This is a genomic window from Pseudomonas segetis (assembly GCF_900188155.1).
In the GTDB taxonomy this organism is placed as follows: Bacteria; Pseudomonadota; Gammaproteobacteria; order Pseudomonadales; family Pseudomonadaceae; genus Aquipseudomonas; species Aquipseudomonas segetis.
This window is the reverse complement of the sequence record NZ_FZOG01000002.1, coordinates 1,123,501-1,147,216: the sequence shown is the minus strand read 5'-3', so window position 1 is coordinate 1,147,216 and position 23,716 is coordinate 1,123,501. Positions and strand designations below refer to the sequence as shown.

Annotated in this window: 21 protein-coding genes; 10 read left to right on the top strand and 11 right to left on the bottom strand. The window is 55.5% G+C overall.

Features of this window, described 5'->3' with window-relative positions:
- Positions 1 to 49: 49 nt before the first annotated feature.
- Positions 50 to 805 carry a substrate-binding periplasmic protein gene (locus CHB79_RS11100; RefSeq protein WP_010488612.1) on the top strand — a complete coding sequence of 252 codons (756 nt, stop codon included), beginning with the start codon at positions 50 to 52 and terminating at the stop codon, positions 803 to 805.
- Between the two features lie 108 nt (positions 806 to 913).
- Here the strand turns inward: CHB79_RS11100 and CHB79_RS11095 are convergent, their stop codons facing one another.
- The 3 genes from CHB79_RS11095 to gpmI all read right to left on the bottom strand — a co-directional run bounded on the left by CHB79_RS11095 (position 914) and on the right by gpmI (position 5,161).
- Entirely contained in the window at positions 914 to 2,167 is a 1,254-nt protein-coding gene (locus CHB79_RS11095) for a S41 family peptidase (protein ID WP_425439598.1), read from the bottom strand.
- A 95-nt stretch (positions 2,168 to 2,262) separates the two neighbouring features.
- Positions 2,263 to 3,510 carry a murein hydrolase activator EnvC family protein gene (locus CHB79_RS11090; protein WP_089359898.1) on the bottom strand — a complete coding sequence of 416 codons (1,248 nt, stop codon included), beginning with the start codon at positions 3,508 to 3,510 and terminating at the stop codon, positions 2,263 to 2,265.
- A gap of 112 nt (positions 3,511 to 3,622) precedes the next feature.
- Positions 3,623 to 5,161 (bottom strand): 2,3-bisphosphoglycerate-independent phosphoglycerate mutase, encoded by a 1,539-nt coding sequence (gene gpmI / locus CHB79_RS11085; protein ID WP_010488605.1) that lies wholly within the window; start codon positions 5,159 to 5,161, stop codon positions 3,623 to 3,625.
- A gap of 140 nt (positions 5,162 to 5,301) precedes the next feature.
- Between gpmI and CHB79_RS11080 the strand changes: the two genes are divergently transcribed.
- The 3 genes from CHB79_RS11080 to secB all read left to right on the top strand — a co-directional run bounded on the left by CHB79_RS11080 (position 5,302) and on the right by secB (position 6,568).
- Positions 5,302 to 5,715: a rhodanese-like domain-containing protein gene (locus CHB79_RS11080; RefSeq protein ID WP_010488603.1), complete on the top strand. Its 414-nt coding sequence runs from the start codon at positions 5,302 to 5,304 to the stop codon at positions 5,713 to 5,715.
- 1 nt (position 5,716) lies between these two features.
- Complete coding sequence (gene grxC, locus CHB79_RS11075; RefSeq protein ID WP_010488602.1) at positions 5,717 to 5,968, top strand: glutaredoxin 3; 252 nt, start codon at positions 5,717 to 5,719, stop codon at positions 5,966 to 5,968.
- Positions 5,969 to 6,079: 111 nt separating this feature from the next.
- The gene (secB, locus tag CHB79_RS11070; RefSeq protein WP_010488600.1) at positions 6,080 to 6,568 is read left to right on the top strand and encodes a protein-export chaperone SecB; all 489 of its coding nucleotides are present in this window, start codon (positions 6,080 to 6,082) and stop codon (positions 6,566 to 6,568) included.
- 81 nt (positions 6,569 to 6,649) lie between these two features.
- Here secB and trmL read toward each other — a convergent pair whose 3' ends face one another.
- Positions 6,650 to 7,123: a tRNA (uridine(34)/cytosine(34)/5-carboxymethylaminomethyluridine(34)-2'-O)-methyltransferase TrmL gene (gene trmL / locus CHB79_RS11065; protein WP_089359897.1), complete on the bottom strand. Its 474-nt coding sequence runs from the start codon at positions 7,121 to 7,123 to the stop codon at positions 6,650 to 6,652.
- On the opposite strand from trmL, the gene CHB79_RS11060 reads away from it, so the two are divergent.
- Together CHB79_RS11060 and CHB79_RS11055 are read left to right on the top strand one after the other, a co-directional pair.
- On the top strand, positions 7,122 to 7,562 hold the full coding sequence (locus CHB79_RS11060; protein WP_089359896.1) for a hypothetical protein: 441 nt from the start codon (positions 7,122 to 7,124) through the stop codon (positions 7,560 to 7,562). The genes trmL and CHB79_RS11060 overlap by 2 nt on opposite strands.
- A gap of 158 nt (positions 7,563 to 7,720) precedes the next feature.
- The gene (locus tag CHB79_RS11055) at positions 7,721 to 9,028 is read left to right on the top strand and encodes a lactonase family protein (RefSeq protein ID WP_176443167.1); all 1,308 of its coding nucleotides are present in this window, start codon (positions 7,721 to 7,723) and stop codon (positions 9,026 to 9,028) included.
- A gap of 366 nt (positions 9,029 to 9,394) precedes the next feature.
- Here the strand turns inward: CHB79_RS11055 and CHB79_RS11050 are convergent, their stop codons facing one another.
- From CHB79_RS11050 to glnA, 6 genes are all read right to left on the bottom strand, one after another.
- Positions 9,395 to 9,853 carry an SRPBCC family protein gene (locus CHB79_RS11050; protein ID WP_089359894.1) on the bottom strand — a complete coding sequence of 153 codons (459 nt, stop codon included), beginning with the start codon at positions 9,851 to 9,853 and terminating at the stop codon, positions 9,395 to 9,397.
- A 138-nt stretch (positions 9,854 to 9,991) separates the two neighbouring features.
- Complete coding sequence (gene ntrC, locus CHB79_RS11045) at positions 9,992 to 11,428, bottom strand: nitrogen regulation protein NR(I) (RefSeq protein WP_089359893.1); 1,437 nt, start codon at positions 11,426 to 11,428, stop codon at positions 9,992 to 9,994.
- The gene (gene glnL, locus CHB79_RS11040) at positions 11,425 to 12,510 is read right to left on the bottom strand and encodes a nitrogen regulation protein NR(II) (protein WP_089359892.1); all 1,086 of its coding nucleotides are present in this window, start codon (positions 12,508 to 12,510) and stop codon (positions 11,425 to 11,427) included. The genes ntrC and glnL overlap by 4 nt, the downstream gene beginning before the upstream one ends.
- Positions 12,511 to 12,696: 186 nt before the next feature.
- Complete coding sequence (locus tag CHB79_RS11035) at positions 12,697 to 13,311, bottom strand: DUF4124 domain-containing protein (protein ID WP_089359891.1); 615 nt, start codon at positions 13,309 to 13,311, stop codon at positions 12,697 to 12,699.
- Complete coding sequence (locus CHB79_RS11030) at positions 13,311 to 13,883, bottom strand: DUF4124 domain-containing protein (protein WP_089359890.1); 573 nt, start codon at positions 13,881 to 13,883, stop codon at positions 13,311 to 13,313. The genes CHB79_RS11035 and CHB79_RS11030 overlap by 1 nt, the downstream gene beginning before the upstream one ends.
- Positions 13,884 to 14,048: 165 nt before the next feature.
- Positions 14,049 to 15,455 (bottom strand): glutamate--ammonia ligase, encoded by a 1,407-nt coding sequence (gene glnA, locus CHB79_RS11025; protein ID WP_089359889.1) that lies wholly within the window; start codon positions 15,453 to 15,455, stop codon positions 14,049 to 14,051.
- Positions 15,456 to 15,782: 327 nt separating this feature from the next.
- On the opposite strand from glnA, the gene thiI reads away from it, so the two are divergent.
- From thiI to cptA, 3 genes are all read left to right on the top strand, one after another.
- Positions 15,783 to 17,237 carry a tRNA uracil 4-sulfurtransferase ThiI gene (thiI, locus tag CHB79_RS11020; RefSeq protein WP_089359888.1) on the top strand — a complete coding sequence of 485 codons (1,455 nt, stop codon included), beginning with the start codon at positions 15,783 to 15,785 and terminating at the stop codon, positions 17,235 to 17,237.
- A gap of 171 nt (positions 17,238 to 17,408) precedes the next feature.
- The gene (typA, locus tag CHB79_RS11015; RefSeq protein ID WP_089359887.1) at positions 17,409 to 19,220 is read left to right on the top strand and encodes a translational GTPase TypA; all 1,812 of its coding nucleotides are present in this window, start codon (positions 17,409 to 17,411) and stop codon (positions 19,218 to 19,220) included.
- Between the two features lie 221 nt (positions 19,221 to 19,441).
- The gene (gene cptA, locus CHB79_RS11010; protein ID WP_089359886.1) at positions 19,442 to 21,187 is read left to right on the top strand and encodes a phosphoethanolamine transferase CptA; all 1,746 of its coding nucleotides are present in this window, start codon (positions 19,442 to 19,444) and stop codon (positions 21,185 to 21,187) included.
- 69 nt (positions 21,188 to 21,256) lie between these two features.
- Here the strand turns inward: cptA and CHB79_RS11005 are convergent, their stop codons facing one another.
- Positions 21,257 to 21,658: a YkgJ family cysteine cluster protein gene (locus CHB79_RS11005; RefSeq protein WP_089359885.1), complete on the bottom strand. Its 402-nt coding sequence runs from the start codon at positions 21,656 to 21,658 to the stop codon at positions 21,257 to 21,259.
- 347 nt (positions 21,659 to 22,005) lie between these two features.
- Here CHB79_RS11005 and CHB79_RS11000 point away from each other — a divergent pair, with 347 nt between their 5' ends.
- Positions 22,006 to 23,661: a histidine kinase N-terminal 7TM domain-containing diguanylate cyclase gene (locus CHB79_RS11000; protein ID WP_089359884.1), complete on the top strand. Its 1,656-nt coding sequence runs from the start codon at positions 22,006 to 22,008 to the stop codon at positions 23,659 to 23,661.
- The last annotated feature ends 55 nt before the right edge of the window (positions 23,662 to 23,716 follow it).

The following is a 23,716-nucleotide window of genomic DNA, read 5'->3' as shown; positions in this document are numbered from 1 at the left end:
GGACGTCGCTAACCAAATAATCACAATATATGCGGGCGGGGTAAGCAAGATGTTGAAGAAAGTAAAGAGTGGTCTGTTGCTGGGGCTGGCGCTGATGGCGAGCGTGGCGCATGCCGAGTTACCCGAAGACTACAAGGTAGTGTTACTGACTGAGAACTTTCCACCCTTTAACATGGCGGTGGACGACAAGAACTTCGCTCGCGATGACGGTATCGACGGTATCAGTGCCGACATCGTACGGGAGATGTTCAAGCGTGCTGGCATCAAGTACACCCTGACCCTGCGCTTCCCGTGGGATCGCCTGTATCGCCTGACCCTGGATAAGCCTAGCTACGCACTATTCTCGACCACCTATACCGAAGAGCGTAAACCGCTGTTCAAGTGGGTCGGCCCACTGGCCAAGACCGGCTGGGTATTGCTGGCGGCGCCAGGTAGCGATATCAAGATTACCAATCTCAAGGATTCGGCGAAGTACAACGTTGGTGCCTACAAGAATGACGCGGTCAGCCAGGCCCTGGAAAGTGAGGGCCTGAAACCAATCAACGCCTTGCGTGACCAGGAAAACGTCAAGAAGCTGACCTCCGGCAAGATTGATCTCTGGGCAACGACTGATCCGGTTGGGCGTTATATCGCCAAGCAGGAGGGCGTCAGTGGCCTTAATACAGTGCTGCGCTTCAAGGAAGCCGAGCTGTATTTGGCATTGAACAAAGATACCCCGGATGAAGTGGTGCAGCGTCTGCAAAAAGCGCTGGATGAACTGCGCGCAGAAGGCTTTATTGACGACATAACCAACAGTTACCTGTAATAGCGCAGCATAAAAAACCGGTCTGGCTTAGCACCAGACCGGTTTTTTTGTGGGCGCCGTTCAGGCCGGTGTGACAACGCCAAGCTTCAAACAGCAATGCGTTGATGTTCAGTTACGAGTGATATTCAGGCCTTTGAGCAGGTTCAGAGCCTGGCTCAGTTGGTAGTCATCATCCTGCGGGCGCGCCTGAGCGGCTTTGGCGCTGCTGGTTGGCCTGTCGGCGCCGCCATTGCCATTGCCCAGGTGGCCTTGCAGGTCAGCTTCTTTATAGTTGAGGCTTGACGCGGGACCTTCGCGAGTGAGCTTGGCGCGCGTCACTTCAATGTCAGGGACAATGCCCTGCGCCTGGATCGAACGGCCATTGGGGGTGAAGTAAAGGGCTGTGGTCAGTTTCAACGCACGGTCGCTGCTCAGTGGCAGTACGGTTTGCACCGAGCCCTTGCCAAAGCTGTCAGTGCCCATCAACACGCCGCGCTTGTGGTCTTGCAGGGCGCCGGCAACAATTTCAGAGGCCGAAGCGCTGCCGCCGTTGATCAACACCACCAGCGGTACACCTTCGCTGGCGTCGGCCGGATCTGCGGAGAAGCGCAGCTCGGAGTTGGCGATTCGGCCCTTGGTGTAGACGATCAAGCCTTTCTTGAGGAAGTGATCGGTGACCTCAACCGCTGCCTGCAGCACGCCGCCCGGATTGTTGCGCAGGTCGAGAACCAGGCCGCTGAGCTTCTTGCCGTTCTCTTTGCGCAGGGTGTTCAGGGCTTTTCCGACTTCCTCGCCGGTATTGACCTGGAACTGCGAGATGCGGATGTAGCCGTAGTTCGCTTCGAGCATCTGGCTTTTGACGCTCTTGACCTTGATCGCGGCGCGAGTCAAGTTGACTACAAAAGGCTTGCCGCCGTCGCGGACTATGGTCAACTTGATCTTGCTGCCAGCCTTGCCGCGCATCTTGTCGACGGCGTCGAGCATCGACATGCCTTTGGTTGGTTGGTCGTCAATCTTGATGATCAGGTCACCCGGTTGAATACCAGCCTTTGAAGCCGGGGTGTCATCAATCGGCGAGACGACTTTTACGAAGCCATCCTCCATGCCTACTTCAATGCCGAGGCCGCCGAACTCGCCGCTGGTGCTTTCTTGCAGGTCAGCGAAGTCCTCTGGCCCCAGGTAAGCAGAGTGGGGGTCAAGATTGCTGATCATGCCTTTAATGGCATTCTCCAACAGTTCCTTGTCGGTAACCGGCTCGACGTACGAGCTCTTGATGCGATCCATCACCTCAACGAAGGTGCGTAGCTCATCAAGTGGCAATGGCGCCTTGTCACTGGCTGGAGCGGCTGCTGGTGCGATGATCTCTGCTGCATGGGACATCATTGACACGCCACTGAACAGGGCGATCGCTAAAGCCAGAGAGGTAAGGCGGGGCAAATGCGGCATGTCGAACAAACTCCTACGGAATAAATAAGCGCTTATCCTTGCGCGCGGCACCATTGTGCCGGATCGCTTGGGCGACCCTTTTGGCGGATTGCAAAATACAATGCAGGCGTATTCTGCCCGCCGCTGGTGCCCACTGTTGCGATTGGATCCCCAGCTTTAACCACGTCGCCCGCGTCCTTGAGCAGGCTCTGGTTGTGCCCATACAGGCTCAAATAACCATTACCATGATCGAGAATGACCAGAAGTCCGGCGCCGCGCAACCAGTCGGCAAAAACAACCCGGCCACCATGCACTGCGCGTACCTGGCTGCCGGCGGCTGCACTGATCAGTACGCCATCCCACTTGGTTCGAGCGTCTTCGCCGCGCGGGGTTCCATAACGTGCCAGCAGACGGCCATTAACTGGCCAAGGCAACTTGCCCCGTGCATTGGCGAATTGACCACCGTAGACCGCACCAGAGCTGACTATGGGCCCGCTGTTGCTGGAGGGTGACGCAGCGTTCTGGCGTTTGGCCTGGTTGGCCGCGGCGAGCGCCCGTTGCCGTGCTGCGGCAGCTTCGCGGGCTTGCCTTGCAAGGGTTTCATCGATGGTTTTAATGACTTTGGCCAGTTGCGCCTGATCGCGCTGGCGGGCTTTGAGCTTCTTGTCTCGTGCCGAATAGTCGCTGTTCAGCTTGGCCAGCGCAAGTTGGCGTTGCTTGCGCACTTGCGCCAGCTTTTCGGTCTGGGTGTCGAGGGTGCTTTTGCGTTCAAGCAGCTGGTGCTGCTGGGCGGTGATCTCGTTCTCGACGTTTGCCAGTTGACGCAGTGTTTCGTTGAAGGTGTTCAATTGCTCCATGCGCGCCTTACTTACATAGTCGTAATAGGTCATGGTGCGTGAGAATTTTTCGGGGTTCTGCTGATTGAGCAGCAGCTTGATGTACTCCTGGCGCCCGCTTTGGTAAGCAGCCCGGGCTTGAATGGCGATCAGGCGTTGCTGTTCAATTTGCGCGCTCTGGAGTTTTTTTTTCTCTGTTTCGAGGCGCTTGATCTCTTCTTCGCCGTCGTTGAGCTGCTCTTGTAGGTCCTTGACCTGCTTTTCCAGCTGGCCCATCTCGGTTTCGGTCTGCTTCAGCGATTTCTGTACGCCAGATTTTTCCTGCTGGATTTTCTGCAGCAGTTTTTTCAGCTCGACAACGTCAGACTGGGCGGCATTAAGCTGTTTTTGCGCGTCAGCTTTCTCATCTGCAAACGCAGGGGAGAGCAAGCACGTCATCAATATCAGAACTAGGGCGCGGAACATTGGGCGAAGGCATACCTGTGCATAAAGTGACCCTAGTATGCCCGTGGTCCGGAGCAAAAAAAATGCCCCAGACCAGCGGGCTGAGGCATTTATGCTTTTTATTAACCAATACTCACTTGTTGAAGGTGAGAATGCTGGTGCCGGTCATCTCTTCTGGCACAGGCAGGCCCAGCAGCGTGAGCATGGTTGGGGCAATATCTGCCAGTACAGCGCCATCACGGACCTGGGCGTCGCGCTTGCCAACGTAGATAAATGGCACTGGCTCGCAGGTGTGGGCAGTGTGTGCCTGCCCGGTGCATTCATCTTCCATTTGCTCAACGTTGCCGTGGTCGGCGGTAATCAGAGCCTCACCACCGACTTTGTCGAGCGCGCTGACAATACGGCCGACACAGCTGTCCAGGCATTCAACCGCAGCCACTGCGGCCTCGAAGACGCCGGTGTGGCCGACCATGTCGCCGTTGGCGTAGTTGACCACAATCACGTCGTAACGCTGGTTTTCGATGGCGTCGACTATCTTGTCGGTCACTTGCGGCGCGCTCATTTCTGGCTGCAAGTCATAGGTGGCGACGTTGGGCGATGGGATCAGGATGCGTTCCTCGCCTGTGAATGGTTCTTCGCGACCGCCGGAGAAGAAGAAGGTCACGTGGGCGTATTTTTCGGTTTCGGCAATGCGCAGTTGGGTCTTGCCGTTGTTGGCCAGGTACTCGCCAAGTACGTTGGTCAGTGGTGTTGGCTTGAATGCGCTTGGCGTATCAATGCTCGCGGCGTATTGGGTGAGCATGATGAAGCCAGCCAGTTGCGGTGAGCGCGTGCGCTCGAACTCATTGAAGTCCGGTTCGACGAAGCTGCGCGTCAGTTCGCGAGCCCGGTCGGCGCGGAAGTTCATGAAGATCACGGCGTCACCGTCTGCGACTGACACCGCGTCACCCAGGGTGGTGGCTTTCACGAATTCATCGCTTTCGCCCCGCGCATAGGCGGCTTCCAGGCCGGCGCTGGCGTTGGCTGCGTTGTATTGGCCCTGGCCATTGACGATCAGGTTGTAGGCCTGCTCGACACGGTCCCAGCGATTGTCACGGTCCATGGCGAAGTAGCGGCCAATCAGGCTGGCGATGCGGCCTTTGCCAAGTTTGGCGAAGGTATTGTCCAGCAGGTCGATCGACGATTGCGCGCTTTTTGGTGGCGTATCGCGACCATCCAGGAACGCATGTAGGTAAATTTTTTCAGCGCCACGCCTGGCTGCCAGTTCGACCATGGCGGCAATGTGATCCTGATGACTGTGCACGCCGCCGTCAGATAGCAGGCCGAGGATATGCACGGCTTTGGCGTTGCTCACGGCACTATCGACCGCCTGGGTGATGGCTGGGTTGTCGAAAAACTCGCCATCGCGAATGGCCTTGGTCACGCGGGTGAAGTCTTGGTACACCACACGACCCGCGCCCAGGTTCATATGGCCCACTTCCGAGTTGCCCATCTGGCCGTCTGGCAGGCCGACATCCATGCCACTACCCGAAATCAACCCATTGGGCTGCGTGGCGCGCAGGTGATCATAAACCGGCGTGTTGGCGGCAAAAATGGCGTTGTATTCGGGGCTTTCGCTGTGGCCGAAACCATCAAGAATGATCAGAACCAAAGGTTTTGGCGTGACGCTCATAAAGCTGGCTCGCTCTGCTGTAGGCATAAAGATTGACCATTTTAAGGCCTAGACGCTATCAAGTCACCGCCGGACGGGGTTTGGCCGACTTGTGGGGCTGTGTATACTGGCCGGCATTTTACCGTCCTGGAATATCCCTGATGCTTGCTCACGCGATTGAATTTGTTACTAACCACTATTTGCTAGCCGGTGCTTTCGTCATTCTGCTTGTGCTGCTGCTGGTCACTGAGTTGCAAAAAGGCGGTAAGAGCTTGAGCAGCCGTGAGCTGACAGCGCTGCTTAATAGCGAGCAGGGCGTAGCATTGGATGTGCGTTCGCAAAAAGATTTTTCTGCCGGCCACATTGTTGGCTCGCTGCATATCCCTTATGAAAAACTGGCGACCCGTATCGCAGAGCTGGATAAGCACAAGGCCAAGACCATTGTGGTGGTGGACGCCGCCGGCCAGCACGCCGGTACCGCTGCTCGTGAACTGCAAAAAGCAGGTTTCAGCGCTGCAAAGCTCTCAGGTGGGATGGCTACCTGGCGCGGTGATAACCTCCCGGTGGTGAAGTGATATGGAGGTCGTGATCTACTCAAGCGATTATTGCCCCTTCTGTATACGGGCAAAGCAGTTGCTCGCTCATAAAGGGGTCGCATTCACCGAAATGCGAGTCGATGGCAACGCTGCATTGCGTGCAGAGATGACCCGCAAGGCTGGAAGAACCTCGGTCCCACAGATTTGGATCGGCGAAGTCCATGTGGGTGGCTGCGACGAACTTTATGCCCTGGAGCGCGCCGGTAAGCTCGACGCATTGCTCAAGGCATAATCCTGATATCCGCGGGATCTCAGCAAGAACAGCGAGCGACAGGCGCACAAGGCTGCAAACCGCTGCTCTGGGGTCTCTTCAACTTGGTTTAACTAACAATAAGGCTTTGGTATGACTGAACAAGCAAACACTGGCGCTGGCGCAACTGAAGAGCAAACCCCGCAATTCTCGTTGCAGCGTATCTACGTACGTGACCTTTCTTTCGAAGCACCCAAGAGCCCAGAGATTTTCCGCAAGGAATGGACCCCAGCAGTCGAGATGGACCTCAATACCCGTCAGAAACCGCTGGATGGTGACTTCCACGAGATCGTGCTGACCTTGTCGGTGACGGTCAAGAACGGTGACGAAGTGGCCTTCATCGCTGAAGTTCAGCAGGCCGGTATCTTCTTGATCAAGGGGCTGGATGCGGCGTCGATGAGCCACACCCTTGGCGCTTTCTGCCCGAACATCCTGTTCCCCTATGCCCGTGAAACCCTCGACAGCCTGGTGGTTCGCGGCTCGTTCCCAGCATTGATGCTCGCGCCGGTGAACTTCGACGCGCTCTATGCACAAGAGCTGCAACGTCTGCAGCAGGCTGCACCGGAAAACGCTACCCACTAAGCTCTTCCCGCCAGGGATGACTTGCAAAAAAACGCCTTCACTGGCGTTTTTTTGTGGCTGTAGATCAACGGCTGAATGGTGTTAGCGATTAGCTGGCGGCATGGCAAAGCCCTGCTGTCGCCATGCTTCGTAAACGGCTATTGCAACGGTATTCGACAGGTTCAGGCTGCGGCAGCCTTCGCGCATTGGCAGGCGTACGCATTGCTCAACTGGCAGGGCATCACGCACCTCTTGTGGCAGTCCACGGCTCTCCGGGCCAAATAGAAAGGCGTCGCCGGATTGGTAGCTCACCTCGTGGAAGCCTTGCGTACCCTTGGTAGTGAAGGCGAACACCCGAGGCTGGCCAATGCTGGCGAGGCAGCTCTGAAGGTCTGCATGACGCTGCAGTGTGGCGTATTCGTGGTAGTCCAGCCCTGCGCGACGCAAGCGTTTATCATCCAATTCAAAGCCAATTGGCTCGATCAAATGCAGGTTGCAACCGCTATTGGCACAGAGCCTGATAATGTTGCCGGTATTGGGTGGTATTTCTGGTTGAAAAAGGATGACGTGAAACATGCGCGGCTCCGAGCGTGAAGGCGGGCAATATTCTACTCCTGATATAGGCGATCGGCCTCGTCCTTGGTTGCGAGTGATTGGCTCTCTGGCCATTTTTGGCTTTTTGATCGGCTTGATGTTTGGTGATTTGTTTCGCCCGGATGCACTGCGCCTTGATCGAATCGAGGTGCGCGATGCTGGGCTGCAGCTGTGGTTCAACGAGCAACCAACCCCGCAAAGCGGTGAATACGACGGCGCTTATGTGCTGCGTTTGCGAACGCTGGGGCGTGAGCAGCAAGGCCAGTTGCAGCTCAATGGACGAGCGGTTAACTGGCGGCTGCAAAGAGATGGGCGGGATATGCAGTTGACCGTTATTGCGGCCCGTCCCTTGCGCGGCGAATGGCGCGCTGATCAGGTAGACGGGCAATGGCGGCTAACGGTCAGTCTGCAGGAAAAATAATCCAATTACTTTTTGCGAGATCAGTCCTACGGAGAAACAGGATGGAGGGGGAGGTTTTGTTCTCCCAATTAAATTTATGCTTAACTTCAGACAAGACATTACCGGATTAGATGTCAGTAGCTGTACTTTTTGCAAAATACCTTCAAGGACGAGACCGCATGAAAAAAATATTATGTTGTTTACTGTTTGCCTGTTCGTTACCGGCGTTCGCCAATGAGATAACAGGCGGCGTCTATGTAGCGACCAATAATGCAGATGAAAATTCCGTTGTTGGTTACAAGCAATTCGCTGACGGGACGCTAGCGCAGGTCGGTGAGTACAAAACAGGTGGCAAGGGCACGGGCTTTGTTGAGCTATTCGGCCTGCCTTATGACCCTACAACCGGCCATACCTTTACCGATGGTATCGACCCTTTGGCCGCAGCCTATGGCCTATGGCGCTCTGCGGATAACAAGAATGTTCTGGTTGTAAACGCTGGTAATGGCACGCTTTCGTCATTACGTGTTCAGGACGACCTGTCTCTGAAACTGACTAACGTCGTCAAGGCTGGCGATATCAAGCCCAACGGCATTGCGTCCTACAAGAACCTTGTCTACGTCGTCAGCATGGGCAAGAAGCTTGAAGACCCTAGTGACGGCAATATCAAGGGCTTCACCATTGATGACAATGGCTTTCTTAAAGAAATTCCCAACTCCATTCGCCCGCTTACCGGTCGCCCGGCAAGTGTCGAGTTCACAGGTGATGGCAAGTATCTGATTGTGGTTGAGATCACGACTGGCGTTACTCACGCCTATGCTGTTGACGAAAATGGCTTGCTGTCTGAAAAGCCGGTATCAAGCATCGATTCTCCACAGGCTTCGAAAGACCGTTTCTTCGCCTTGCCGATCGGCACGAAAATCGTAAAAGGTGAAGATGACAATTACACGCTTCTGGTTACCGAGACCCGCTTCATCACCAGCGATCACAAATTTTACAACTCGTCTGCCGAGCATAAAAAGAAGTACCCCTTCCTGCGCTTGTTTGAAGGGCAATCAGGTTCTGTCACTTCATACAACATCGACAAAAACGGCAAGCTCAGCGTTATTTCCCCTGACGTTATTGCCGGCAAAGGCTATTGGGGTGGCCAGCAGGCAGTATGCTGGGTAACTATCTCGCGTGATGGGAAATACGCTTGGACAACCAACCCTTTGACTTCAAGCATTTCCACCTACGCCATCAATAAAGACGGCAGCATCAAGCTTAAGCAAGAGATTGCGTATCAGGACAGTAAGTACGATGAATACTTTCTCGATATGGATCTGAGCGCAGACGGTAACTATGTAAACGTTATCAGCGGAAACACAGGAAAAACCTGGGTGTTTAAGATTAACCACGAGACGGGAGAGTTGACAGTCGTTGATGGTTATCCTGGCAGTGCCCTGACTCACTCTTACGGGATCGTGACTATTCCTTATAAGAGCAACTAAGTTCTACTACAAATAGACAAAAGCCCGGTCCATGCATTTCATGGGCCGGGCTTTTGTCTATTTAGGGTGAAGCAAATGTAATAAAAGAGGGGAATCCCCGGCCTGCCTGTACCAAGGCCCCCGAAACTGGAGTTACTTAGGTATATGCAGGCAGTGTGCCAACTTTTGCATTGTCGCTTGATGTCAGTAAAAACAGGCTGTTTGCGCCATTCAAAGCCTATTGATCCGCGCCTTTGGTCACTGAAAGTGTCTCTGATGAGTGCATGCGCACTGTTTTGAGCGCTGTTATTGGGCATCGCTTAGTCGGCCGCGTAATGGATGGCGGCTGGTTTATTGCCAATGCTGCTGAGCCATGGCCCGTTGTTGTCAGTCATGCTCGGCAATATTCGCTTCCACAAGCCGTGCCAGTTGGCTCAGGGACTCTTGCCAACCCAAATAGCACATTTCCTCTGGGATGGCAGAGGGAATGCCTGTTTGAACAATATGAACATCGGTTCCGCAGCTAACGGCTTTCAGGTCGATCGATACCAGCATTTCACCGGGCAGGTGCTCGCTGTCGAAGCAGTCTCTATGCTGGATCCGCTCGTGGGGTACAAGCTCGGTATATTCAGCACTAAAAGAATGGCTGCTTGCGCTGGCAAAGTGGGTGAAAGACATTCGATAGCCTCCTCCCACGCGGGCATCCATTTCATGGACCGTCCCGATAAAACCATAGGGAGGCAGCCAGCGTTCCAGGGCGCCCTTATCGGTAAAGGCCTTGTAGATGGATTCAGGCGGTGCACGAAGCACGCGGTGTAAGCGGACTGTACCGGTCTTGTCAGGCATGGGGTTCTCCTGCGATTGGATCGCCGTCAAAGGCAGCATTCATCAGCCTAGTCCAAACCCAATGTATCGAATTGATCCCTGTGCATAAAAAAACGGGCCAAGGCCCGTTTTTGTGCTGCTTAAATGTTGATGACTGGTTTAGTTGTCATCGCTGTCGTCGTCATCGCCACCGTCGATGTTCATGCCCAGCTCTTTGATCTTGCGGGTCAGGGTATTTCGGCCCCAGCCCAGCAGGATAGAGGCGTCGCGGCGTCGGCCTGCGGTGTGCTTGAGGGCCGTTTCAATCATGATCCGCTCAAATGCCGGTACGGCTGTATCGAGCAGGTTTGACTGGCCGCGTGCCAGCGACTGGTCGGCCCACTGGCGCAGCGCCTGCTCCCAATTACTGACCGGGGCACTGTCTTGCGGCTGCGACAGCAGTTCGGGTGGCAGGTCGTCGATGTGCACCTCGCGGCCAGAAGCCATGACGGTGATCCAGCGACAGGTGTTCTCCAGCTGGCGCACATTGCCCGGCCATGACAGCTGTTGAAGATAATCTTCGGTTTCGTTTTTCAGCAGCTTTGGTTCGACCGACAGTTCAAGCGCCGCGCGGCTGAGGAAATGGCGGGCCAGTGTTGGAATGTCTTCGCGGCGGTCTGACAAGCGCGGAATATGAATACGAATAACGTTGAGGCGATGGAACAAGTCTTCACGGAATTTACCGGCATGCACCAGGCCCTCAAGGTTTTGGTGAGTGGCGGCAATGATCCGTACATCAACCTTGACCGGTGTATGACCGCCCACGCGGTAGAATTCGCCATCAGCCAGTACCCGCAGCAGGCGAGTCTGGGTGTCGGCCGGCATGTCGCCGATTTCATCGAGAAACAGGGTGCCGCCATCGGCTTGCTCGAAGCGACCGCGGCGCTGGTTGGCTGCACCGGTAAAGGCGCCTTTTTCATGGCCAAAGAGCTCGGATTCCATCAAGTCCTTTGGAATTGCCGCCATGTTCAAGGCAATAAAGGGCGAGGCCGCGCGCGGGCTGTGGCGATGCAGGGCGTGGGCAACCAGTTCCTTGCCCGTGCCCGATTCACCATTGATCAAAACCGTGATGTTGGAATGTGACAAGCGGCCGATGGCGCGAAACACTTCCTGCATTGCTGGTGCTTCACCGATGATTTCCGGTGTTTGCGCTTCAGCAACGGGCACGCTGAGGTTTTGCTGTTCCTGGGCGTGCTGGTTGGCACGCTTGACCAGTGACACGGCTTCATCAACGTCAAACGGCTTGGGCAAATACTCGAATGCCCCGCCCTGATAAGAGGCAACGGCGCTGTCGAGGTCCGAATGTGCGGTCATGATGATGACGGGCAGGCGCGGGTGCAGCTCTTGGATACGCGCCAGCAAGTCAAGCCCACTGACGCCAGGCATGCGGATGTCGGAAATAATCACATCGGGCTGTTGCCGGGCCAGGCGGTTAAGCAGGCCGTCGGCATTGTCGAAGGTTTGCGTGGCCATGCCTTCTTGCTGCAAGGCTTTTTCCAGTACCCAGCGGATAGAACGGTCGTCGTCGACAATCCAGACGGTTTCACTACGGCTCATGGCTGAGTTGCTCCTTGTTCCAGCGGCAGGAAGATCGTAAATACGGTATGGCCCGGATGGCTTTCGCATTCGATCAGCCCTTGGTGCTGACTAATAATGTTCTGGGTGATTGCAAGGCCAAGGCCGGTGCCGTCGGCGCGGCCACTGACCATGGGGAAGAAAATGGTTTCTTGCAGGTCCGGAGGAATGCCTGGGCCGTTATCGATGATTTCAATTTTGGTCACCAGGCGATGACGGACATGGCCAATGGTGAATTGGCGCAGCGCCCGTGTGCGCAGGGTGATGCGGCCCAGGCGCATATCACTGAGCGGGGAAAGCGCCTGCATGGCGTTGCGCACTATATTCAGCACGGCCTGGATCATTTGTTCGCGGTCGATCAACACGTCCGGGATGCTTGGGTCGTAGTCGCGCACCAAAGTAATGCAACCTTGGCTTTCGGCTTCAACCAGGCTGCTGACGCGTTCGAGCACTTCATGTACGTTGGTCATCGATAGCAGTGGCAGCTTGTTTGAACCAAGCATGCGATCAACCAGATTACGCAAGCGATCAGCCTCTTCAATGATTACGTTGGTGTAGTCCTTGAGGTTTTCCTCGGGGAGTTCACGGGCCAGCAACTGAGCGGCGCCACGGATGCCGCCCAAAGGGTTCTTGATTTCGTGAGCCAGGCCGCGCACCAGGAGTTTGGTGGTCTCTTGCTTAGACAGCTGGGCCTCTTCCTTGGTGATGCGCAACATGCGGTCACGTGGGAACACTTCGAGGAGCAACAGGGTTGCGCCGCGGCTGATTACTGGGGTGACGGCGTAGTCTACGGTCAGGTTTTGCCCGGTTATGGAGGTCAATACCGCTTCGCGCTTATTGAACGGATGGGCTTCCTCAACGGCTTGGCGCAAAGAACTCACGGCTTCAGCGGATTCAGTAAAGAGCTCGCTGATGAACTGGCCATGGCTGCGTTGGCCGCTAATGGCCAAAAGCATTTCGGCGGCTGGGTTCATGTACTCAAGGCGCAGTTCCGCATCGAGCAATAATGTGGCGGTTGTCAGGTTGTCGAGTAGCAGGCGGTGCAGTGCGTCGTTAATGATCATAGGCATCGGCTTCCGGCAGTGGTTATAAAAATGCAAGAAGCAAACCAAAGCCCTGAAAAGTAGCGTTTTCCCTGTGTAAATAGCGACAACGCCCACAAATAGATGTAGGCCGCCACGTGCAGGGCGACCCAAAACAGGGAGAGTATAGAAGTGACTGCCTTTATGTGCGCCTAAATGGTGCGTTTGCTACATAAAGGGAACGAAGGGGATGTCTCTTTCTTCTTCAGGCTTGTCTTTGAGTGGGCATTCAGGGCGCACGCCGAAGTCTTTCCGCTTGCAGGGATTGACCTGGCGTTTTTGCGCAAGCGAGGTGCGCAGCAGGTGAAATGGCTGGCTGGGTGTTCGTTCAATGATGCGCTCATGCTCATCGATGATCTCAACCGCCAACTGGTGCGTTCCCCTGTCGATATTTTCCAGCGGGAAAACCGGGCTGCGACCGGCCTCGCCAATTGCATTACCGTCGAGAATCAGGCGAAAGCGATGCCCGGGCAGCAGCTCGGGTTCGCTGGTGGCGCTGACAATCAGGTTACCGGCGTTATCGCGGATCGTTGCATCAGGTTGCGGCACCAGGATGCGTAGCATCTGGTAGGACAGCACCAGGGGTTGCTCGTCTACGACTTCTGGCTTGAGCTTGATGGTCGGGGTGATCCGATTGGTAGGTGCTATCTGCACCGGCTTGGCATTACCGCCCCTGGGTCGGTCGGTAAATACCCGGTTTCCTTCTGCATCTATATAGGTGTAGACCTGTGCCGACGCGGACAGGCTGCTCAGTAGCAATAAACAGGTTAAAAGTGCGCGCATCAAGGGGCTGGCTTAGGTCTTGGGGTGGGTTTGGGTTTAGGGGTGAATGCGGGACTGTTATTGGTGTTGACCCTTTGTACGGTGAATGTGCTGGTCTCGCTTTGCTGCACCGTGCCGCTGGTGCTGATTACCTGTACCGCGAGCGAGTGTTCGCCACGATCAACATTATTGAGCTGGAGTCGCGGCACGTTGCTGGGTTCGCCATAAGGTTGGCCGTCGAGCAGCAGCTGCAAGCGGTGCGCCGGTGACAGGCGTGGCTGAATGTTAACCCCGACGCTGAAGGTGCCGTTGTTGGCGCGCAACGCGGCTTCATCTGGCAGGCCGGTCAGCTCCAGTACTTGATAGGAGGCCTGGACTTGCGCGGGAGCATTATCGCTTGCTTCACTTGTCGGTTGTTTCGGGGTTTGCATCTCCACCGTATTGGTTTTAGGCAGCTCGATGGTTTCGGTGTCTACGCCCTGTGGCGGTTCGTTAGTGAAAACGGTATTGCCGTTGGCGTCGGTGTATTTATAGATTTGCGCGCTGGCCGGCAGGGCGGCGGCGAGTATAAGGCAGGCAACTAGTGTGCGCATGAGCGATCCCTCAACGTGGCTTGTTGATTAAGATTGCACTGCGCGGCGTTACTGGCAAGTGTCGGCATGTTGCAGTGTGTGCGGGCGCATAAAACAATGGGCTGAGCGGTGCATTGGCAAAAACAAAAGGCCACCCGAAGGTGGCCTTTTGTCATACCGGCTGGATTAGACGCTGTAGTACAGGTCGTATTCCAGTGGGTGTACGAAGGTGCGAACTTTGATTTCTTCTTCGTGCTTGAGTTCGAGGTAAGCATCGATGAAGTCGTCGCTGAACACGCCGCCCTTGGTCAGGAACGCACGACCTTTGTCGAGCTCTTCCAGGGCTTCTTTCAGGCTGCCGCAAACCTGTGGGATCAACTTGCCTTCTTCTGGTGGCAGGTCATACAGGTTCTTGTCAGCTGCATCGCCAGGGTGGATCTTGTTCTGGATACCGTCGATACCGGCCATCAGCAATGCTGCGAAAGCCAGGTATGGGTTGGCTGCTGGATCCGGGAAGCGTGCTTCGATACGACGAGCTTTAGGGCTGGCAACGTAAGGAATACGGATCGAGGCCGAACGGTTGCGAGCCGAGTAGGCCAGCATTACTGGAGCTTCGAAGCCAGGGACCAGACGCTTGTAGGAGTTGGTCGATGGGTTGGTGAAGCCGTTCAGTGCCTTACCGTGCTTGATGATACCGCCGATGAAGTACAGGGCGATGTCAGACAGGCCGGCATAGCCTTCGCCGGAGAAGGTGTTCTTGCCGTCTTTGGAGATCGACATGTGAACGTGCATGCCCGAGCCGTTGTCGCCGTACAGTGGCTTAGGCATGAAGGTAGCGGTTTTACCGTAGGCATCGGCTACGTTGTGTACGCAGTACTTCAGGGTCTGAACTTCGTCAGCCTTGTTTACCAGGGTGTTGAACTTGACGCCGATTTCGTTCTGGCCAGCAGTCGCCACTTCGTGGTGGTGAACTTCGATCACCAGGCCCATATCTTCCATGGCATTACACATGGCAGTACGGATTTCGTGGTCGTGGTCGCACGGCGGAACTGGGAAGTAACCACCTTTGACGGCTGGACGGTGGCCCTTGTTGCCGCCTTCGATGTCGCCGTCAGTGTTCCAGGAGCCTTGCTCGGAGTAGATCTTGAACATCGAGCCGGAGATGTCCGACTTGAACTTCACTTCGTCGAAGATGAAGAATTCTGGCTCCGGGCCAACAAATACAGTGTCACCGATGCCGGTCGACTTGAGGAACTCTTCAGCGCGCTTGGCGATGGAGCGTGGGTCGCGGTCGTAGCCTTGCATGGTGCTTGGCTCAACGATGTCGCAAACCAGAATCAGGGTTGGCTCTTCGGTGAATGGATCCAGCACGGCGGTTTCGTCAACCGGCATCAGGATCATGTCGGAAGCTTCGATGCCTTTCCAGCCATGAATGGAGGAGCCGTCGAACATCTTGCCGTGCTCGAAGAAGTCTTCGTCCAGCGCGTCGCGGGCTGGCATGGTTACGTGGTGCTGCTTACCCTTGGTATCAGTGAAGCGCAGGTCAACCCACTTCACGTCGTGTTCTTTAATAAGTTGAATCGACTTCGACATGCTGTCCTCCAGGCGGATAAGGCTCAATCTGTTGAGCCCACAAAATTCGGAAAAGCTCGGCGGATACTCCGCCAGTACTACCTGCCTCACAAGGGAGCAATTTGCATGCCAGTGCACTGTGATGGACTAAAGCCCGCAAACGCAGGCGCACCGGGGGATTATTCCCAGTTGTGCTGATATTGCTGCACCAAGCCGGTGCCAAATAAAACGACAAGGCACCATGATGGTGCGACTAAATGTTTAACTAAGGTTTTTGATCAAACCTTGCACAATTTCCGCTATAATCCGCGCCCCTGTTTTTTCGCGAGCTTGGCGCGCGTTGCTTCCATGAAACTGATCGTAAAAGTTTTCCCAGAAATCACCATCAAGAGTCGGCCTGTTCGCAAGAACTTTATCCGGCAGTTGGCGAAGAATATCCGCTCGGTGTTGCGCGATCTTGATCCGCAGCTCTCGGTTACCGGTGTCTGGGATAATCTGGAAGTTGAAACAACCCTGACCGATGCCAAGCTGCTGGGCGAACTGACTGAGCGTCTTCGCTGTACGCCGGGCATTACTCATTTCCTTGAAGTGAATGAGTATCCCCTAGGCGATTTCGACGATGTGCTGGAAAAGTGCAAGCTGCATTTCGCCGACCAATTACCGGGCAAGATTTTCTCTGTGCGCTGCAAGCGTGCGGGCAAGCATCCGTTCAGCTCGATGGACGTTGAGCGTTATGTGGGCAGCCAGTTGCGCCAGCAGTGCGGCGCTGCCGGGATCTCGCTTAAAGATCCGGATGTTGTTGTGCGCATGGAAATCCGTGACCAGCGCCTGTTTGTCATTCACAACCAGCATGACGGGCTCGGCGGTTATCCACTGGGTTCACTGGAGCAGACGCTGGTATTGATGTCGGGTGGCTTTGATTCAACCGTCGCCGCCTACCAGATGATGCGCCGCGGCTTGGTGACTCACTTCTGCTTCTTCAATCTAGGTGGCCGCGCCCATGAACTGGGCGTGATGGAAGTCGCGCATTATTTGTGGAAGAAGTTCGGCAGCTCGCAGCGCGTACTCTTTATTAGCGTGCCTTTTGAAGAAGTACTCGGTGAGATCCTCGGCAAGGTCGATAACAGCCAGATGGGCGTGGTGTTGAAGCGCATGATGTTGCGCGCCGCCACCCAGATCAGCGACCGCCTGCAAATTGATGCATTGGTGACGGGCGAGGCTATTTCGCAGGTGTCGAGCCAAACGCTGCCGAACCTGTCGGTCATCGATGCCGCCACTGAGAAACTGGTGTTGCGTCCGCTCCTGGCCAGCCACAAGCAGGACATCATCAATACCGCGACGCAGATCGGCACTGCCGACTTTGCCAAGCATATGCCCGAATACTGCGGTGTGATTTCGGTGAATCCGACCACCAAAGCCAAGCCCGACCGGATTGCCTATGAAGAAAAGCAGTTCGACATGGCGGTGCTTGAGCGAGCAGTACAGAGCGCAACCCAGTTGCCGATCGATAAGGTTATCGACGAGTTGGGCAAGGATATTCAGGTTGAGGAAGTCAGCGAAGTCCTCGCCGGTCACGTCATCATTGATATCCGTCATCCGGATAGTGCCGAGGACGAGCCGCTGCGGCTGCCTGGCACCGAAGTGCAGGAACTGCCGTTCTATGCACTCAACAGTCGCTTTAAAGAGTTGGATCCGAGTCGCCAGTATTTGCTGTATTGCGACAAGGGTGTCATGAGTCGCCTGCATGCCCACCACCTGCTAAACGAGGGGCATGCGAATGTGCGCGTTTATCGTCCGACATAAGACGCCCGGGTTGAATGGCGGCAGCATCCGCCATCGCCCTCCCGACATACAGGCGGCGTAAAAGCTTCTGAGTCGCGAGCGGCTCAATGTGCTTTTACGTCGTCTAGCACAACCTTAATACTCGCCGTCTACACTATGCGGCAAACTGAATCCTCTGATCGAGATACACAAGTGATCGATAATCTACGTAACATCGCAATCATTGCCCACGTTGACCATGGTAAGACCACCCTGGTAGACAAACTCCTGCGCCAGTCCGGCACGCTTGACCGTAAAGAGCTTGAAAACGAGCGCGTGATGGACAGCAACGACCAGGAAAAAGAACGTGGTATTACCATCCTGGCGAAAAACACCGCTCTGAAATGGCACGACTACGACATCAACATCGTAGACACCCCCGGCCACGCCGACTTCGGTGGTGAAGTAGAGCGCGTAATGAGCATGGTTGACTCCGTGCTGCTGGTGGTTGACGCCCAAGACGGCCCAATGCCACAGACTCGCTTCGTAACCCAGAAGGCGTTCAAGGCTGGCCTGCGTCCTATCGTTGTAATCAACAAGATCGACCGTCCGGGCGCGCGTCCTGACTGGGTTGTCGACCAGATTTTCGACCTGTTCGATAACCTGGGTGCAACCGAAGAGCAGCTCGATTTCCCAATCGTGTACTGCAGCGCCCTGAACGGTATTGCAGGTCTTGAGCACGATAAGCTCGAAGAAAACATGGATCCGCTATTCCAGGCGATCATCGACCACGTACCGGCTCCAGCCGTAGACGTCGATGGCCCGTTCCAGATGCAAATCTCGCAACTGGACTACAACAGCTTCCTGGGTGTTATCGGCATCGGTCGTATCGCTCGCGGCAAGGTCAAGACCAACACCCCGGTGACCGCTATTGGCACTGACGGCAAGAAGCGTAACGGCCGTATCCTCAAGATCATGGGGCACTCGGGTCTGCAGCGCGTTGAAGTCAACGAAGCGCAAGCCGGCGACATCGTTTGTGTCAGCGGTATGGACGAGCTGTTCATCTCCGACACCCTTTGCGATCCGACGAATGTTGAAGCCCTTGAGCCGTTGACCGTTGACGAGCCAACCGTGAGCATGACTTTCCAGGTCAACGACTCGCCGTTCTGCGGCAAGGAAGGCAAGTTCGTCACCAGCCGTAATATCAAAGAGCGTCTCGACAAAGAGTTGCTGTACAACGTTGCCCTGCGCGTTGAAGAAGGCGATAGCGCTGACAAGTTCAAGGTTTCCGGCCGTGGTGAGTTGCACCTCTCGGTACTGATCGAGACCATGCGTCGCGAAGGCTTCGAACTGGCTGTAGGCCGTCCTGAAGTGATCATCCGCATGGTTGACGGCGTTAAGCACGAACCATTCGAAAACGTCACCATCGACCTGGAAGAGCAACATCAGGGCCCGATGATGGAGCAGATGGGTAACCGTAAAGGTGACCTGACCAACATGGTTCCAGACGGCAAGGGCCGTGTACGCCTTGAGTACACCATTCCTGCGCGCGGCCTGATCGGTTTCCGTAACCAGTTCCTGACCCTGACTTCGGGCTCGGGCATCCTGACCAGCATCTTCAGCCACTATGGTCCGATGAAGTCGGGCGATATGGGCGGTCGTATTCAGGGCGTTCTGGTTTCCAGTGCAACTGGCAAGGCTTTGACCTACTCGCTGGAAACCCTGCAGGCTCGCGGCAAGCTGTTCCTGGGCCACGGTGACGACGTTTACGAAGGTATGTTGGTTGGTATCAACAGCCGTGACAACGACCTGGTTGTTAACCCAACCAAGGGCAAGAAGCTCGATAACATGCGTGCTTCCGGCAAGGACGAAACCATCGCTTTGGTTCCGCCAATCCGTTACACCCTGGAGCAGGCCCTGGAGTTCATCGAAGACGACGAGCTGGCTGAAATCACGCCTAAGTCGATCCGTCTGCGTAAGAAGTTCCTGCTTGAGACAGACCGTAAGCGTGCCAGCAAGAGCTAAGCATTAGTTTTCGCGGCATCTGAAAGCCCCTGGCAGCTTGGCTGCCAGGGGCTTTTTTGTGCCTGTTGCTTTTTGGTTTAGCGACCGCAGGCCAGCACGCCGGCAAACAACATTCTTTTCACAATGTGTCTGATACGGTGGCCGGCTTTATTGCTGGGCCCCGTATTAAACGCAGTCATGCGGGGCGGTTGAGTGTATCGAGAGTGAGTTGGGAGTTGAGTATGCAGGCATCGGCACAGGCCAAGGGGCATAAACGCTGGGATTGGGCAGGGCTTGGCTGGTTATTTCTGTTCTTCTGGTATTTTTCCGGCGTTACCCAGTTATTGATTCAACTGACTGATACCACGGGTTTCGTCAGTTTCCGTCAGGCGTTTCTGGTCAGTGCTATATGGCTGGTTCCGGTCTTGCTGTTTCCCCGGCGCACCAAAACCATCGCCGCTGTTGTCGGCGTGATTTTATGGGCGTGCTCCTTGGTCGGGCTGGGCTATTTCTGCATCTACGGCCAGCAATTCTCACAAAGCGTTATTTTCATCATGTTCGAATCGAACATGGCCGAAAGCATGGAGTATTTTGGCCACTATTTTGTGTGGTGGATGATTCCGGTCTACCTCGGCTATACCTTTGTCGCCTGGCTGCTGTGGCGCAAGATTCGACCCTTGGAGTTCGGCGTTACCCAGGCGCGGGTGCTGAGCGTCGTGCTGCTGCTTGGCTTGATTGGTTATCCGCTGGCCAGGGAAGTCAGCAAACGTCCAACGCTGGGCGTGGCCCTGGAGAAGTTTGAAGAGCGCATTGAGCCAGCAGTACCTTGGCAACTGGTCGTGGGCTTTCGTAAATATCGCCAGCAACTCGATAGCATGGAGAAGCTCCTGGCTGAAAACGCCAAGCTTGCGCCGCTCGATGCTATGAAGGACTCCCGCGCCGGCAAGCCGACAACCCTGGTGCTGGTTATTGGTGAGTCAACCAACCGTCAACGCATGAGTCTGTATGGCTACCCGCGCGAGACCACGCCCGAGCTGGACAAGCTGCGTGATCAACTGCAGGTGTTCGACAACGTCGTTACTCCGCGGCCCTACACGATCGAGGCATTGCAGCAGGTGCTGACCTTTGCCGATGAGAAGAACCCGGACGGCTACCTGACCACACCGTCACTGGTCAACATGATGAAGCAGGCGGGTTACAAGACCTTCTGGATCACCAACCAGCAGACCATGACCAAGCGCAACACCATGCTCACCACCTTTTCTGAACAGGCCGATGAACAGTATTACCTGAATAACAACCTGAATCAGAATGCACGCCAATACGACGGTGATGTGCTTGAACCCTTTGCCAAGGTGCTGGCTGACAAAGCCCCGCGCAAGCTGATTGTGGTGCACCTGCTTGGTACGCACATGCGCTACAAGTACCGTTATCCGGAAAGCTTCGAGAAATTCACCGATAACAAGGGCGCGCCCAAGTGGGTGACCGAGGACCAGTTGGCGACCTACAACAGCTATGACAATGCGGTGCTGTATAACGATTTCGTTGTGTCCAGCCTGATCAAGCGTTTCTCGGCAAGCAAGCCGGATGGTTTCCTGTTGTACCTGTCGGACCATGGCGAGGCGGTGTTCGATAGCCCAAAAGGTGGCGTGATCGGGCGTAACGAAGGCAAGCCAACCTCACCGATGTACACCATTCCATTTATAGTCTGGGCCTCGGATAAGTGGAAAACCCACGCCTCCTTTGACTTCAGCAGCATGCTTGAGCGGCCTTACAGCAGCTCGAACCTGATTCATACCTGGGCTGATTTGGCTGGGCTGAGCTTCAGTGAGCTGGACCGGAGCAAGAGCCTGGTCAGTAACAGGTTCATCGTACGCCCACAGATCATTGGTGATCCCTATGAGCCTAAGTCGTTGATTGACTTCAGTTTGATCAAACCCAAGAAGATCCAGCTGAACAAGGATGATTTAGCGGCCAGTCGACCCTGAACTGGCCAGAGAAAAAGCCCTGCAAATTTTGCGGGGCTTTTTATTTCTGCAACAGGTGCCAGTTCCGCTTCAGCGGGTCGGCTTGGGAATATAGGCGCAGTAGCCGGGGCGCGGGCCGATCTTGGGGTGGTTGCGGCAGGTTTCCGGGCGCACGTCGTAGATGGTGCACAGGCGTGATTTGCGGTCCAGGTAAAGGCAGTCATTATTCGACAGGCGTGTCAGGGTGAAGATGCCGGACTTCTGGTTGAAACGCTCGATAATGCCTTCTTTTTGCAAGCGCTTGGCCACATTTCTCGGTGGGTCGCCTCTTTCAAACTCATCGGCCACGCCCATGCGAATCAGGTCGCTGATGCGCACTTCCACAGGCAACTGGCAGCAACTGGAATTGCAGCTGTGGCACATGTCGCGAGTAAATTTTGCCCAGGTGTCCAGGCGGTCGATTTCTGCGGCGGCAATCAGGTTGTTTTTCATGGGTCTGCTAAGTGTAGGAGGGGGCGCGGCGGGCGATGATAGCGATGTCAGGCGCTTTGTGAAGAGATATCTGCCGACCGGTTGTAGCCGGCAAGTTTAGCAGTGCGCGGGATGCTGGTGTTTATACGAGGTGGTAAACTGCCAAGGCATTGCGCTTCAGCGGTTGGTTGCGCGATTTTGAACTAGGCGATAGGCAGTAGTTTACGGCTATTTAGGCCTACATTTTCTTCTGGTTTAGATCAGGGTGATCGTTTGCACATCGTGGCTTGTGGGGCGTGGTCAAACTCGGGTTTTAGTCGCAGTCCCTGTCTGTGTCTGAGTGTCGTGCCGCTGCGCTCGAGTGCAGTGTGTTGAGTCTTCTCAGTTCTTGCAGTCAGTCTGGCTGGGACTTCCCGGTACAGCTGTTGATCACCGGGGTGGTTTGTTTCGGGGTGCTGCTGTTATCGCGCTGGGTTTCGCAGCAACGTTATTTTCCAGGGCAGAGCAACTTTATCTGGCTGCACCTGGCCTGTCTTTGGTGGATGCTCGCGGCGAGCGTCGAAATGGCTGCGCAAGGCGCCGAGTGCAAAGTGTTCTGGGCGAGCATGGCCTGGCCCGGGATTCTCCTGACGCCCACATTCTGGGCGGTGTTTCTCTGGCAATATATCTATGGCAAGCATCAACGCCTGAGCAGTCCCGTCCTGGCGATGCTGATGCTCGCGCCCGCACTATGCTGGCTCCTGGCGCTGACCAATCCCTGGCACCACCTGATGTACACCGAGCAAACAGCGCCGCTGAGTGGCGACTACGGCTCGCCGATCAAGTATGTCCACGGCAGTGCCTATTACGTCGCAACAGCCTATGGCTACATTTGCATGCTGTTCTGCTCCGGTATTGTGATCCGTGCGGTGCTGCAAAGCAGCGGCCTATATCGCCGCCACTACCTGGTTTTTTTGTTGCTCACATTGGTGCCCTGGGCGGTTAACGCCAGCCATGTGTTCCTCGGCATGTCGCTTTTTGGTTTTGATCCGACTCCGTTCAGTTTCGCATTCACCCTGATGGCCTTTGCCTGGCTGATTGTCGGGGTGCGCCTGTTCGACTTGTTGCCAGTGGCCCGCAATCTATTGCTCGAGGCGCTGTTTGACCCGGTCCTGGTGGTTGATTCGCAGATGCGAGTGGTCGAGGTGAACCCTTCAGCGCTGAAGCTTTCAGGGCTTGAGCGCGGCTGGCAGGGGCGGCGCCTGCAGGATTGGCCCGTGCTGGGGGCAAAGCTCCACGAGCTTATGAGTCAAGCCGATGGGTGCGAGCCGAACCAATTGCTGTCATTACCCTCCCTTGATCGGTACTTCGAGTTGAATATCCGCGCGGTTGAGCGCACCACGCGCCATGAGGTGACACTGCTGGGGCAAATGCTTTATCTGCGGGATGTCTCGCAAAGGCATATCAGCGAGTTGCAGCTGGCTGATGCCCTGGCGGTCAGCGAGCAACGGTTGCAGACCATCCTTGAGCTGCATGAGCAACTGCGTGAGCAGGCGCTCTGCGACCCCCTGACCGGGCTCTATAACCGGCGTTATCTGGAAGAGTTTTTCGCGCGGGAAATAGACCGCGTGCAACGCGAGCAAAAACCACTATCACTGGCTCTGATAGACCTCGATCACTTCAAGCTGCTCAACGACAAGCATGGTCATCTTGAGGGTGACGATGTGCTCAAGGCACTGGCTGATAAGTTGCGCCGCAATGTGCGCAGTTCCGATGCTGCCTTCCGCATTGGTGGCGAGGAGTTTCTCCTTGTGTTGCCGGGAGCGGATCTTGAGGAAGCATCTAAGCGCTTGAATATCATCTGTAAACAGCTGGCGCAGCAGCCATTGGAAACCCGTGGAGGCCTGCGCCAGGTGACCCTGTCTGCTGGTATCGCCTGCTGGCCAACCCAAGGCCTCAACCTTGACGAGCTGCTGGATGTTGCCGATGCCGCGCTCTACCAGGCCAAGCGCGCGGGGCGTAACCAAGTGGTCACATTTGGCTGAGTAACGTCCCGGTAATGACTGCTGTGGGTTATTGAGTCATATAAGCTCGTGCAAT